The sequence below is a fragment of the Allorhodopirellula heiligendammensis genome (assembly GCF_007860105.1).
Lineage (GTDB): Bacteria > Planctomycetota > Planctomycetia > Pirellulales > Pirellulaceae > Rhodopirellula > Rhodopirellula heiligendammensis.
Map to the genome: position 1 here is coordinate 2425286 of NZ_SJPU01000002.1, position 14149 is coordinate 2439434.

Here is a 14149-nt window from a genome sequence, read left to right on the forward strand (position 1 = left end):
GGGAAAGCCGAGTGCCGTAAGGCACCGACCAGCGTCGCTACCCCGGCCGCGCACGCGTCTCAGCTCAATAAAACGACAGGCTGTTAAGCCTCCGGCCAGCCCGGTAGCTCGAACTTCTTAACCGTATTGGCGGTGTGTTCTTGGTAGTGCTTGTCCATTTGGATCAGCAGTGCCCGTAGTGACGGCCAACGGCTACCGGGGGCTTTTTCGTCCACTTTCACGCCATCGAGCAAGTATGCGAAGCGGCGACAGAACTCGCTGACCCGCTGCATCTGCCGGGCTTCCTCAGCTCCATCCCACTCCGGGTGGGCAAACTTGTAATCCGCAGGCATCTGTTTCGGATTCAGATTCATCACCGGAACTTCTGGATCGACGGTGTGGTAGATCTGCGAGAAAAACTGCAACTGCCGCCCCATCATGTGCTCCACATTCCAACGAGGAGTATGAGTGCCATTGGCTGGCTGGAAGTTCAACTGCGCCACTGAGAGTTGAGCGAATACGTCCTGCGAATCGCTGCAGGCTTGTTCCATATTGTCAAAGAGACTGGCAAGTTCGGCTGGCATTTTCCATGGTGTGTGACTGAGCAGGATAATTTCCGTCTCGCCGGCATCCTGATCTGCGGTCGAAACCGCGAGCGTGTTGTGGTTGAGAACTTTGCTGCCGTCTGCTGCTGTTTGTGCAGTCATCATGGGAACGACCACACGCGGGCGGAGCGACTGCTGCAACGACACAATCGGCTCGGCTGTCAGTTGTTCGGCACCCGCATCCGTCAACACGAGTACATCGACATCCTCGTCTCCCGGCAATCCAGACGCGTCGAGACGACTGGTCGCAACAATCACGCACACGCCGTCGACTTTGATTCGCAGTGCGTTGGCGGCGATCGATTTGACTGTCAACGCATTGGGATCGTTGCCCTGGAACTCACTCGTCGTTAGCCATTTCGGTTTTGGCTCGTTGGGAAGACGTGAGAGCACATGATCGACCGTATCGACGAGGCTCACTACTTGGTCCGCTTTCGCTGCTAGCTCGGCGCTGGGGTTCGCGTCCGAACTGACAACCAAGTTAAATCCCCACTGCGTTTCAATCGAGGCGACGCCCCCGTCCCAGGCTCGGACAGCGACCGGGTCACCGTCGGCAGCCGACAACAACGAACTCGAAAGTAATATGATCAGCGGGCAGAGAAGCAGTCGGTTCATGGCAGATGCTTGGTTGCGAGTAGTTGGGAACCACCGTCCCGAGCGTGATGATTGGTCGGGGACGGGACAAGGGTCCCATCCTACAATCTTACGGCGTGAGCGACTTGCCTGGCACGCTGACTGCTTTGGGACGCTGGACGTTTTTCGCTAATCCGCACATTTCGAATAAGCGGATGACTCCCCAGGACATGTCGAACTCGTACCAGCGGTGTCCGTGACGGGCGGCGCGTGGGGCGGCATGGTGGTTGTTGTGCCAACCTTCGCCATGGCTGATCAAGGCGACCAGCCAATTGTTCGTACTGTGGTCGCGGGTTTCGTAGTTACGATACCCAAAGACGTGTCCGAGCGAATTGACCGACCAGGTGCCATGCAGCACAAAGACGGTGCGAACGGCCACAGCCCAGACGGCCCAGCTCAGGTAATACCGCCCGGCTTCGGACCAATCTCCGCCGCTGACGATCAAACCGAACAGACCGCCAATCAATGAGACGGCAATCGCGTGGGCGACGAATACGAAGAACCAGCCGTCCTTGCGTTCGAGTTTCAAGTAAAACGGGTCACGCAGCAGATCGCGAACATAACGCTCGTAATGGCTCGTCCGATCGAGGTCGCGGTGGCGACAGACGACCCAGCCCATGTGCCCCCACAACAGACTGGCCAGCGGCGAGTGGGGATCGGGTTGGTGGTCGGAGTGTTGGTGGTGCATGCGGTGAATCGCCACCCAGCGAGCGGGGCTGTCCTGCATGTTGCACATGCCGAGCACCGCGAGAGTGTGCTCGAGCCACTGCGGACAGGTGAATCCGCGATGGGTCAGCAAGCGATGGTAGCCGATCGTGATGCCCATCATCCCGAACAGAAAATGGCCCGCGATGGCGGCGATCAAGCCTGACCACGTAAACAAATAGCTGAAAAACGGAGGCACAAAGGCGAGCAAAGCCACAATATGCACAATCGTCAGCACGATCAGGTATTTCCACATGATCTGCAGCGGTTCGGTGGCCTCGGGACGAGGCAGTCGCTGCGGATCGTGGCCAGCGAGCGAATCTTCCTCCTTATAAAGCAACTCATCGCCCATCGGATCGTACTGGGCAGCGGCCTGGTCGCCAGCTGCCTGGTCGCCAGCGGAACGGCCACGCGGCAGCGATTTCTCGCTCGGGCGGGACTCAGTTGGCGTTAATTCAGAGGTCGGCATCAGCGGCGTCTCAAACGCGGGTAGACGAGATAAAATGGCAGATCTAGCAAAACACGAGAAATTCCGCGTTTCTTACCATCCCAATCTAGTCATCGGCAACGACGACGTCGAATCGAATTCAAACTCCGAATGGGAGGATTATCCGCCCAACAGCCAACCGAGGGGTAAATGAGGGTTTGGCTTTGGCGGTTCAACTCTGAGCGAAAATCTAGGTGGCGAGCGTTTTCAATCTCACCCTCTCCCGCTTCAAACGAAGTGAGGGGAGAGCGATCCCGCCAAATTGAAATTTCAAGTTGCGCGGTCTGTCGTCCCCAGAAACCTCGCGAAAAGCTTGCTTTCCGACCCTCCCCGCTTCGCCGGGACGGTGACGCCCGACCAAACGACACGTCGTTGAGCGTCAACTGAAACTATTTAGGAACCCGTAGAATCTCGCCACCGAGTCCTATCCCAACCAGGTCGGCAATTCGCCCGCAGCGGGCAGTTCGATCAGTTTGGCTTGCTCAATCGCATCAATGGACATCAATTCAGTCATCACCGATTCGGGAATATCGCCGTCGACACTCAGTACGCCGATGGCTTGCCCACCGGGCGCGTTGCCTTCACGCCCCACAGCCATCTGAGCGATATTGATGCCGTTCTTTCCGAATACCGTGCCAACGTTACCAATGATGCCGGGCACGTCTTTGTGTGCGAAGACGAATAGCCGGCCGTCCAGGAACGATTCGAGCCGGTAACCATCGAGCAGGATCAGCCGTGGCATGCCATGGCCGAGTACGGCAGCTCCAGCGCTGACGGTTTTTCCGCCCCCGGACACTTCGGCGACAATGCTGCTGGTGAAGGCACTCTGATCGCCATTGTGTTCAATACTGAGTTCGATGCCGCGTTCTTTGAGCAACATCTCCGAGTTGATCACGTTGACCTCCTCGACGACCCGTTCGAGCATTCCCGCGCAGAATGCATTGGTGAGCACGCGGGTATCCTTGCCCGCCACGTCGCCGCGGTAGGTCAACCGAATCTGGTCGATGCCGCCGCCGTGCCACTGGTGGACGAGCAAACCGAGGCGATGGGCGATGTTGAGATAGCTGCGCAGCTCGCTGAGCGTCTTGGGGTCGAGCGAGGCGACATTCACACTATGCCGAATTTCACCGGTTTGCAGATAGTTGATCAGCAAATGAATACCTTCAACCGCAACCTGTGTTTGGGCTTCCTCCGTACTGGCCCCCAGGTGCGGTGTGCAGCAGGTCCCGGGCATTTTGAACAGCGGGCTGTCCGTGCAGGGTTCACTTTCGTAGACGTCCAATGCCACACCACCGATCTTGCCACTCTCGAGTCCCGCAACAAGTGCCGCTTCGTCGTAGATGCCGCCGCGAGCAACGTTGACCACCCGCAGACCTGGCTTAATTTTGTCGAGTTGAGACATCCCGATCAAACCCTTGGTCTCCGGGGTCAGCGGTGTGTGCACGGTCAAATAGTCGATCTGCGATAGCATTTCGTCCACGGTCTCCACCCGTTTGACCTTGAGAGCTTCCGCTTGATCCGCAGTCAAAAACGGGTCGAAGGCGATCACGTTCATATCAAACGCGCGAGCACGCGCAGCGACTTCGCGTCCAATTCGCCCCATCCCGACGACGCCCAGCGTTTTGCCGGCGAGCTGCGTGCCCATGTAGGCTTTGCGGTCCCACCGACCCTCGACCAAACTTTGGTGCGCCGGAGCAATGTTGCGGCTCAGTGCGAGCATCATCGCGAAGGTGTGCTCGGCCGTAGAAACCGTGTTCCCCGCTGGCGTGTTCATGACCACGATACCGCGACGAGTCGCCGCGGCTTTGTCGATATTGTCCGTGCCCACACCGGCCCGCACCAAAGCTCGCAAGCGCGTGTTGCCCTCGAGCGATTCAGGTGTGATTTTCACACCGCTGCGCAGGATCGCGCCATCAAACTCGTTTAGCGATGTGCGTAACTCTTCACCCTTGAGCTTGGTGCGGATTTCGTACTCGATGCCCGGTGTGGCTTCGAGCAGGTCAATTCCTTCTTGGGCGATATCGTCGAGGACTAGAATACGGTGCATGAGGTTTCTAAGTGGGGAGTCGGGAGTGGGTTGGATGATCAACCGGTGGGCGCTCGCCCCGGTTGTTTGAACGCTCTGCGTTCTACGCGGAAAACCGGGGCTAGCGCCCACCGGCTAATTCAACGAAACGCATGAGATCCGAATTACTTTCTCAGCCGTTGGCGGCGGCAAAGTCCGTCATGAACTGGCCCAGCGTTTCGACGCCTGCGCGTGGCATCGCGTTGTAGATGCTCGCTCGGATGCCGCCGACGCTCCGGTGGCCCTTGAGCGCAGCGAGGCGTTGCTTGGACGCCTCGGCAATGAATTTCGCGGTCAATTCGTCCGAAGGCAAATTGAACGTGACGTTCATCAACGAGCGACACTGGGGCTGCGCGTGACCACGGTAAAATCCATTGCTGTCATCAATGATCTTGTAGAGCGAATCAGACTTTTCGCGATTGATCTTTTCCATGGCTGCCAAACCGCCGATGTCGTCGCGTAACCACCGGGCGACTTTGCCGAGCACGTAGATCGCGAATGTCGGTGGCGTGTTCCATTCCGAATCGTTCTCGTCATGGTTCTTGTAGTGCAGATAGCCAGGAATATTGGGGTCGGCTCGCTCGATCAGATCTTTTCGCATGACAACCACGGTCACTCCGGCCGGGCCCGCGTTCTTCTGGGCACAAGCGTACAGCAGACCGTATTTGTCTACCGGCAGGGGCCGACACAGGAAATCGCTCGACGCGTCGCTGACCAATGGGACCGATGCCGGGCAGGCGGGTTCCTCGGCGAACTGAACGCCTTGGATCGTCTCATTGCTACAATAATATAGATAAGCCGCATCGTCGCTGACGGTGTAGTCGCCCGCGGTGGGCAGGCGATCGTAATTGGTGGCCTTGGAGTCATAGATGGCAACCGCGTCACCTTCTTTCTTAGCCTCTGCGATGGCCTTTTTGCCCCACGAGCCGGTCAGCAGATATTCCGCCCGTTTGCCGCTGCCCCGCAGTAAATTGGCGGCGATCGCGGAGAACTGCAGCGTCGCTCCGCCCTGCATGAACATCACACTGTAGTCGTCACCGATGCCCAATAGGCTCCGCAGAGTATCCTGGGCATCATGCAGGATATCAACAAACAACTTGTCGCGGTGGCTGATTTCCAACAGCGAAGCACCCGCACCCGGCAAACACAGCATCTCGTCCTGCACCTCACGCAGCACCGATTCGGGCAACGCAGCTGGTCCGGCAGAGAAGTTAAATACGCGATCGGTGGCGGTGGCAGCGGAGGGAGCCGAAGCGGTCATGCGAAAAACTCTTTTTGGAAAGAGTGATGGGGAAAGGAGGGTGCCGGCCATCAAAACCAGGGAATTACCTGGCCCTGCGTCCGGTCGGCTTGGATTCTATGCTTCGTACCCAATCTGTGAAAGCCAACCGATTGTGACGACGCTCCGGTCGGAACCTCCTTCAATCATCCGCAACCAAAAATCGGCGATTCCAGCCACCGTTGACGTTGATCGTCTGGCCGGTGATGAATCCCGCGGCGGGACTGGTCAGGTACGCAACCGCCGCGGCCACGTCGCTGGCACTGCCCCATCGATTCATCAGCGACTGTGAGGTCGCCCGCTCATTCCAGTATTCGCTCGTCGACTCGCCCCAGGCGGTCTGGATCCAGCCGGGGGCGACACAATTGACGCGGACTCGCGGGGCGAGCGTCTGGGCGAGACTCTTGGCAAATGCCATGACGGCGGCTTTGACGGGGCCGAACATCATGCCCGCATCACCTTCCATCCCCTCGGGGGCCTGGTCCCAGCCGATGAACACCATCGACGGCGTCACCGAACCGGCGTCGTCGAGGGGGTCCCCCTCCTGCTCCGCCATCGCCGGCCCTACAATTCGCGAAATCGCTGCGGTACCACACACATCGACATCGAGCAGCCAACGCAGTTTTCGGTCAAACGACCAGGACGCGGGCTCACCCGTCAAAACATCCGCGCCCGCATTGTTGACCCACGTATCTATTGGCCCGACACGCTCGAGCGCGTCACGCGCGAACTGCTCGGCCGCGCTAATCTCGCTCAAGTCGGCTGCGACAATTTGGCACTCGATACCTAAACGCTGAATAGACTCCGCGGTAGCCTCGGCACCCGCTCGGTTGCGACGGTAATGGACAAGCATCCGCGGGGCCGTCGGCGATTCACGCCGGACTGCATCCTGCGCCAATTGAATCGCGATCTGGCGACCAATTCCACTACTAGCCCCGGTGACGACAATGCCTGTCATAAGATCGCTTTCCCAAGCTGATTCTCCCAATGAAATGTACAGTCACTAACTCGAAGCACTCGCGAGGATTGGTAACGGTTTCCCCACGGGCGAGTCGGGCCAGTAGATCGACAGCCGGTCAAGAGTATCGGCTGATGATCGAATGTCTTGACGACTTTCGCTAAGTCACCGCATCATAACGCGTATTGCAATCGAGGGTCATCCAAGCCGAGTCGTTTCATTTTCTTGTAAAGTGTCGTGCGGTTGATCTCCAGCTCGTCGGCAGTTGCGGCGCGATTCCAGGCATGGCGTCGCAGCGACTGCAATATGATTTCACGCTCAGGAAACTCCAACGCCTCACGCAGGCTTCTGCCACTCGTCGGTAGAGATGCGTTGTTCCAGCGAGATGCGACAGCATGGTTGGCGGACAAGTTGTACGCCGGCGGTTGGATTGCCGACGCAGTTCGCTGTCCGTCCATTTCACGCCCTGGGCGATTGTCCGCCCCCAGCAACTCTGGCGGCAAATCGTGGACCCCCAATACTCGATCGCTACTCAGTAGAACGGCGCGCTCGACAACATTCTCGAGTTGCCGAATATTGCCGGGCCAACGATACGTCTGTAACACCGCGAGGGCCTCGCGATCGAAGCCTTCGACGTCGCGTGATGCCGTCTGGCCAGCTTCGCGGATGAAGTGTTCAATCAGCAACGGGATATCGCCAGGACGCTCCCGCAGTGGCGGCAAGGCGATGTTGATGACATTGATGCGGTAATACAAATCCTGGCGGAACGAACCACTCGCGACACTGCTCTCCAGATCTTGATTGGTTGCCAAAATCACCCGCGTGTCGCTTTGACGCGTTTCCATTCCACCGAGTGGTTCGAATTGAAACTCTTGCAACACCCGGAGTAGTTTGACCTGCATCGCAGGAGTCGCCGTCCCAATCTCGTCCAAGAACAGAGTGCCTCGATCGGCCATCTCGAACTTGCCCATCCGATCGGTGGCGGCCCCGGTGTAGGCGCCTGCCACGTGACCAAACAATTCACTTTCGAGCAGTGTGTCTGGCAACGCACCGCACGCCACCTCGACGAAGGGACCACCGCGACGCGAACTGCGATGGTGAATCGCTCGCGCAATCATGCTTTTTCCCGTGCCGTTCTCGCCTGTGATCAAGATCGACGCCTGCGTGTCGGCGACACTGTCGATCACGTCAAACACCTTCATCATCCGGTAATCGTGACTGAGGATGCTCTCGAGTCCCCGGCGACGATCGAGTTGTTTGCGCAGCGTCTCATTGGCTTGCTCCACATGCTGATGGCTGATCGCCCGATCGATGGCTAACAGCAACTCCTCGTCTGAGATCGGTTTGGTCAATAGGTCAAATGCTCCGGCACGCACTGCCTCGACAGCCGTGTGCGGGCCCGCGTATCCGGTCATCACTAACACCGCCACCGAGGGGTGATGTTTCGCCGTGCTGCGAATCAGATCGAAACCGTCTTCGTCAGCGATCCGCAAATCAGTTATCAGCACGTCGAACTCCTGCTCGGCCAACTGTTGCCGAGCCCCCCCGAGATCAGTCGCCACTTCTACGCAGTACCCTCTGTCGGTCAACCAATCGCCGAGCGAGTGAACCAGGTGAATGTCGTCGTCAACAAGCAGAATGCGGGTGCGGATGGTCATGCGGGTTTTCCAGAGCATGGTGAGCAAGTAGGTCTACCTATGTACTTAGGTCGGAAAACCGGCATTGTCAAAAAAGTCACCGCGTGTTTCGTAAAAGCAACATGCCGTAGCTTGGGACCATCGCCCCAAGCGAGACAAAAATACCAGCCCCGAGCGAGACAAAAGCACCTTGAACAAAGACTCATCCATTCGAACTGCACTCTGATATCACGATCTACGACCAGCGTTGACATGCGATGTTTTTCAGTGCAAAGTCAGGTTGGTGGATATCGAAGCAACGCGGTGGCATCCACTTGTTTGCTTCGTCCTGAGTGAACCGAAATCCTGAACGCAAGGGGAGAGACGGGAGTGGGCTCTGAGGGGATGCAGCCTACCGAGGGAAATCGCGGGTGAGGGTCCGTCCAATGTGTTCCTCGTCGGACGGCAAGCCGCGCCTGCCAGCCGTTTTTTTAAATCGAAGTTAGCCCCCCTTGGATGCGTACGTGTCCCCGCTCGCAAAAAGTACGCTTTGATCCGATGAGCTAAACAGGAGCTCGGACGGGACAATGGTCCCATCCCACGTCCTCAGTAGAACGAGTACTCGATCGTGGACTCGAACGCCGCTTCGTAGTGCTCGATGCGGATAGGCAAGGGCTCGTCGGTGGGCCACCACACCGCCACAACATCGAATCGACAGGCGGTGCCGACCAATTTTTTTCGTTTGAGATACCGCAGTGCCGCCCGGCTGATTCGCGCTTGTTTGTTTTCATCGACTCGATCGGCGGGGTGTCCAGGCCGGCGGGTCGCCAGTGTTTTGACTTCGACGAACACCATGATCCGGCGGCGGACGTCCATGGCAATTAAGTCAATCTCCCCCGCCCGGTCCGATTCGCTCTCGGCGATCACCCGCAACCCTTTGCGGCGCAGCTCAATCGCGGCAACCTGTTCCCCTCGTTTACCGAGTTGGGCCTGGGGATCAAAAGTTCCGTAACGCCAGTCCCGGTATCGCTGTGCAATCGATGCAGGCGAGAGTAACGAACGCAGGTCGCCGAGCTGGAAACTTCGGGGCCATAAACTTCGGGGCCATGACATCGTTACTGCTGCAAGGCATAGAGAATCACGCCCGCGATGATCTTGGCGGCATCGGCGGTTGCATATCCCGGGCACTGAATCGAATTCTGGCTCTCCAGTGCGCAACTGAGATCTAACGGTGAGAAGAACACCGTGTCGACGCCGTTGACCTGTATCGCTTCCATCACCGGCGCGCCGGACCGCCGTGCCACCTTGACCGATTTCCCTGCGGTCGACGTCCGGTTGGGAATGCGTATTTCAACATTCGTTAAATCGAAACCTCCAAAACGAGTGGTCCACGCGGGATGGTCGCTCGCCATCGGTTCGAACTTTTCAGTCGGGACGAGCGAGGCCACCTCACGGCGAAATGACGCCGCGAAAGCTTCGTTCCCGCAGATGGGAGCAGCCAAGAGAATCCCTTCGCGATCGATGTAATTGCTCAACGCCTGCCGCGATGTCGCATCCAATTCGAACTCCGTTTGGCCGGTCAGAAAGAGCACCCCCACTCGGGCGAGCGACTGGTCCGTCAACGCAATCGGTTTATCCACCGCGATGACTTCGACCGCAATCTTTTCGCGAATGATCGTAGCTGCGTGAGGCAGGGCCCGGTTAACTTGCTCTTCGCCCGCACCGAGAGCTCCTGCGGCAATTGGAATCGCACCACGGGTGGGGATCGGTGCATCGTCAGCGAGGACTGAAATCGAGTTGTCCAGTTTATCCTTCAGCTCCCGTCCGGTGGCATACGCCAGAATATTTTCGCCGAGCGTGATGCCCGCGACGACGCCTGCGTGGATGCCCGGTGCTAGATCGGCGCCACGCAGTAACGGCCCGCCCTCTGACCAGCGGCAGGCAAGCGAACGGGGTGAGTAAAAAACGGGCGTGCGGCAACAAGCACCGATGCCGTAAATCCAGTAGTCATCCGCAATCGCGAGCGGATCGGCCGGGGCTTCGGCGAACCACACAGGATGCGTCAGCGGCAACCGCTCCAACTTCGATTGTGGGTACCACTCATTGCACAGAGAAGTGACGCTCTGCTCGAATGCATCCCCGTCACCGCAACCGTCGCCTGCCAATGCATCAAACAGAACCGTGCCGCCCTGGTCGAGATATGCTTTGAGGTCGCCTCGCAACTGGGGGTCAAACTCGAACGATTGATTGCCAGTAATCACCAGCACTGGCGATTTCAGGAGATCGGCCGCCGTGGCTTGCTCCGATGCGATGGTTTGCCATGTCAGTTCACGTGACCAATCTCGTTCAACGTGTCGCACCAGAGAATGAAGTGATCCCGAGAGCGGTAGCGAGGAGGACTCGGGATCCCGTGCTCGTCTCGCAGCAGCGGGCGGGGCCGCCCCACCGGTACTGTGCAGCGAAGGATGATCCAGCCTCGCGATGACGACCTGACGCTTGCCCTTGGCCAGAAACAGTAACGCAAAGGATGTCGCCACGTCACGATTGGACTCGACAACACCACCTCCCTGCCAAAATCCTTGAAAGTTGTCCTGTAGACTCACCAAACGCTCGGCTCCTTCGCGGTACCAATCGCGATTGCCGATCAAGCGGCGACCCGACAAACGACCAATGCGTTCAACCGCATAGAGGTAGTAGAAATAGCTCAGCATTTCCCCGCCGGGATTGGCTCCTACAGTGAAAATCCGACTGAGATACTCCAATCCGCGATCGACGGCTTCGTCACTCGCATCGCCTCCACAGCAATTCAAATGGGCCACGTTGGCATCACTGAGATCACTCAAGCTGCTGCCACAGATGATCAGCGATCCAATGCCGGCGCAGGTCATCGATCCACTTGGGCGCAGCCCTGAACCGTAGGACCAACCTCCTTCCGGGAACTGCATTTTTCGCCAGTATCCGGCAGCGGCCTCAAACACAGGCCTCGGGACCTCGATTCCACGTTCCACCGCGGCACCGAGAGCCAGCACAGCGAACTGCGAATTCGATTGGTCGCCGTATCCGCGACTTCGGGTATACCCCCACGCGCCAGCGTTTCGAGCGCCGGCGGGTTTTTGCAACTCCGTCAGCCACTCCACATTGCGGCGGATGCGGGGCACGTCTTCGAGTGCGCCGACGGTACAGAAGACGATCGTTTGCAATGAAACCGAATAAGTGTCTTGCGGCGGAAAGGTGCGCAGGTATTCCATGGCGCGGACGAGATCCGGGTCCTGACGCGACACGCCTGCATTGATCCACGCCAACGTGCACAAGGCCGTCAGACCACAGTTGTAGCCACTGTATTCGCGCCAACCGCCACGCTGGGTCTGTGATTTCCGCAGATAGTCGATCCCTCGATCAATCGATCGTTGCACCGTGATGGCGTCGATTTCCGCTCGCGCCGATAGCGGAGACGAGATCCACAGCATGCATGCGAGCGAAATCGCCACAAAGCGTGAGTTCCAGCAAGATGGTTTCATTACGTTGAATTTCATCGGATACCGATTTTGATTTTCCCTGGCAACGCCTAGACTGATAACGTTGAGTAGATCCCATTCGTCCCTGCCGTCCTATCCACGCGCCGAGTTCTCGATGACAGATTCGTCTTCGCCCACCCCACCGCCCGTGGTCAAGCCATCTGGCACTCCGCCAGTCTCCCCGAAATCCCCGGAGGCCGCAAATCCGCCCCCGCCGGCGGCAGCCACCGGGAAACCACGCAACCTGGCTGATGTGCTGCGTGAGTTTGCCGAATACCAGCAGAAAATGCGAGACGAACTGGGCAAAGTGATCATTGGCCAGTCGGAGACTATCGAACAATTGCTGGCTGCCATTTTCACACGTGGCCACTGCCTGCTCGAAGGCGTACCGGGACTCGCGAAAACACTGATGGTCAGCACTCTCGCCGATATTCTCGACGTGTCCTTCAAACGTGTTCAGTTCACGCCCGACCTGATGCCCTCAGATATCACGGGCACGCAGGTCCTGGAGGAATCGGAGTCGGGCCGGCGCAGCTTCCGATTTGTTGAAGGCCCCATCTTCACGAATATCCTGCTCGCCGACGAAATCAATCGTACCCCGCCTAAGACGCAAGCGGCGTTACTCGAAGCGATGCAGGAGCGTCAGGTCTCGGTGGGTCGCGAAACCCATACCCTGCCCGATCCCTTCTTCACGATCGCCACCCAAAACCCGGTCGAGCAGGAAGGCACCTATCCGCTGCCTGAAGCCCAGTTGGACCGGTTCATGTTCAACATCAAGATTGACTATCCGTCAGCGGACGAGGAAGAACGCATCCTGACGGCAACTACCCGTGGCGAGTCACCCACGGTCAACAAAGTTTTGTCGGGACGGGCGATCCTAACCTGCCAGAAACTCGTTGCCAGTATCGCAGCCGGCCCACTGGTGATCCGCTATGCATCGCGGCTGGTACGGGCAACCCGTCCGAGCGATGCCTCGGCACCGGAATACGTCCGCGAACTCGTCGATTGGGGAGCCGGGCCGCGGGCGGGCCAGAATCTCATTGCGGGCGCCAAAGCCATCGCGGCAATGCACGGCCGCTTCAACGTTGAACCCGGCGACATTCACCGGGTGGCGTTGCCCGTCCTCAGACACCGCATCGCGACGAATTTTCAAGCTCAAGCCGAAGGCATGGACACCGACGCGATCGTGAAGAGACTGCTCCAAGACGTTGAAATCCCCGAACCCGCCAAGATGGCGAACAAGTAGCAGCGGCTCTCCGAGACGCTGATCCCGAGTCTCCGAGAGGTTGATCCCGAGTCTCGGAGAGGTTGATCCGAGTCTCCGAGAGGTTGATCCCGAGCCTCGGAGAGGCTCGGCTACTCTGACAATCTCCCGGTTCCGGACAAGCCAGATTTCCGACAGAATGCGGGCGAAGCTCTAGGCAGCTCCTGATTTTCTGTCGTCGCTTCGCCACTCAATTACGTCTCCCAATCTCTCTCATTCCCTCTCTTCGGATCAGCTGCATGGAAATTTGGCCCGCGATCGATCTACGTCATGGCAAACCCGTCCGGCTGCGCCAGGGCGACTATGACCAACAAACCACTTTCGGCGAGGATCCTGTCGAATTTGCTCAGAAGTGGCAGGCGGCTGGCGCGCGGCGATTGCACCTGGTCGATCTTGATGCCGCCCGAGGCGACGATCCCGCTGCTAATCGAGCTGCGGTCCGACGGATCGTCGAGGCGACCGGACTGCCATGCCAAATGGGCGGCGGGGTTCGTGATCAAGAGACGATGGAAGCATTGATCGATGCTGGCGTCGCCCGCCTGGTCGTCGGCTCACGAGCACTCAAAGATCCGCAGTGGTTCACGCAGATGTGCGATCGCTTCCCGGGCAAACTCGCCGCCGGGATCGATGCCCGCAACGGATTGGTGGCCACGCAAGGGTGGCTGGAGACAAGCAAAGTGACAGCCATCGAACTGGCGAAAACACTCCGGGAGCAGACCGCCAACATCGCCGCGATTATCTATACCGACATCGCCAAAGACGGCATGATGCAAGGCCCCAATTTCGAAGGACTGGCGGAAATGGCTGCCGCCACCGACATCCCACTGGTAGCCAGCGGCGGTGTGACAACCTACGAAGATGTCGAAAAACTCGTGGCGATGAACATGCCCGCAGCGATCATCGGCCGCTCGCTCTACGATGGCGTTATGGATCTAGAGCGAGTGCTGCAGATCGCTGAGTAGCAGCGTCTCTCCGAGACGCTATGAGTTACTGCAGCGGAAAATCGTCAAGATTCCCGCTACCTCAGAAATCAAATGCGAGTC

Annotated in this window: 10 protein-coding genes; 2 read left to right on the plus strand and 8 right to left on the minus strand. The window is 58.3% G+C overall.

What is annotated here, in order from left to right; all coding sequences use genetic code 11:
- Positions 1-83: 83 nt before the first annotated feature.
- The 8 genes from Poly21_RS19200 to Poly21_RS19235 form a co-directional block, all read right to left on the minus strand.
- Entirely contained in the window at positions 84-1199 is a 1116-nt protein-coding gene (locus Poly21_RS19200) for a DinB family protein (protein WP_146408450.1), read from the minus strand.
- Between the two features lie 88 nt (positions 1200-1287).
- Positions 1288-2274 (minus strand): acyl-CoA desaturase, encoded by a 987-nt coding sequence (locus Poly21_RS19205; protein WP_302119804.1) that lies wholly within the window; start codon positions 2272-2274, stop codon positions 1288-1290.
- A gap of 559 nt (positions 2275-2833) precedes the next feature.
- On the minus strand, positions 2834-4456 hold the full coding sequence (gene serA, locus Poly21_RS19210; RefSeq protein WP_146408452.1) for a phosphoglycerate dehydrogenase: 1623 nt from the start codon (positions 4454-4456) through the stop codon (positions 2834-2836).
- Between the two features lie 151 nt (positions 4457-4607).
- Entirely contained in the window at positions 4608-5735 is a 1128-nt protein-coding gene (gene serC, locus Poly21_RS19215) for a 3-phosphoserine/phosphohydroxythreonine transaminase (RefSeq protein ID WP_146408453.1), read from the minus strand.
- Between the two features lie 160 nt (positions 5736-5895).
- On the minus strand, positions 5896-6711 hold the full coding sequence (locus tag Poly21_RS19220; protein ID WP_146408454.1) for an SDR family NAD(P)-dependent oxidoreductase: 816 nt from the start codon (positions 6709-6711) through the stop codon (positions 5896-5898).
- 173 nt (positions 6712-6884) lie between these two features.
- Positions 6885-8369 carry a sigma-54-dependent transcriptional regulator gene (locus Poly21_RS19225; protein ID WP_146408455.1) on the minus strand — a complete coding sequence of 495 codons (1485 nt, stop codon included), beginning with the start codon at positions 8367-8369 and terminating at the stop codon, positions 6885-6887.
- 564 nt (positions 8370-8933) lie between these two features.
- Positions 8934-9440, minus strand: a complete 507-nt coding sequence (locus tag Poly21_RS19230; protein ID WP_146408456.1) for a YraN family protein — start codon at positions 9438-9440, stop codon at positions 8934-8936.
- Between the two features lie 2 nt (positions 9441-9442).
- Positions 9443-11845: a DUF4159 domain-containing protein gene (locus tag Poly21_RS19235; RefSeq protein ID WP_302119617.1), complete on the minus strand. Its 2403-nt coding sequence runs from the start codon at positions 11843-11845 to the stop codon at positions 9443-9445.
- A 250-nt stretch (positions 11846-12095) separates the two neighbouring features.
- Here Poly21_RS19235 and Poly21_RS19240 point away from each other — a divergent pair, with 250 nt between their 5' ends.
- Positions 12096-13088: an AAA family ATPase gene (locus Poly21_RS19240; protein WP_146408844.1), complete on the plus strand. Its 993-nt coding sequence runs from the start codon at positions 12096-12098 to the stop codon at positions 13086-13088.
- Between the two features lie 257 nt (positions 13089-13345).
- The gene (hisA, locus tag Poly21_RS19245; RefSeq protein ID WP_146408458.1) at positions 13346-14068 is read left to right on the plus strand and encodes a 1-(5-phosphoribosyl)-5-[(5-phosphoribosylamino)methylideneamino]imidazole-4-carboxamide isomerase; all 723 of its coding nucleotides are present in this window, start codon (positions 13346-13348) and stop codon (positions 14066-14068) included.
- Positions 14069-14149: the final 81 nt, after the last annotated feature.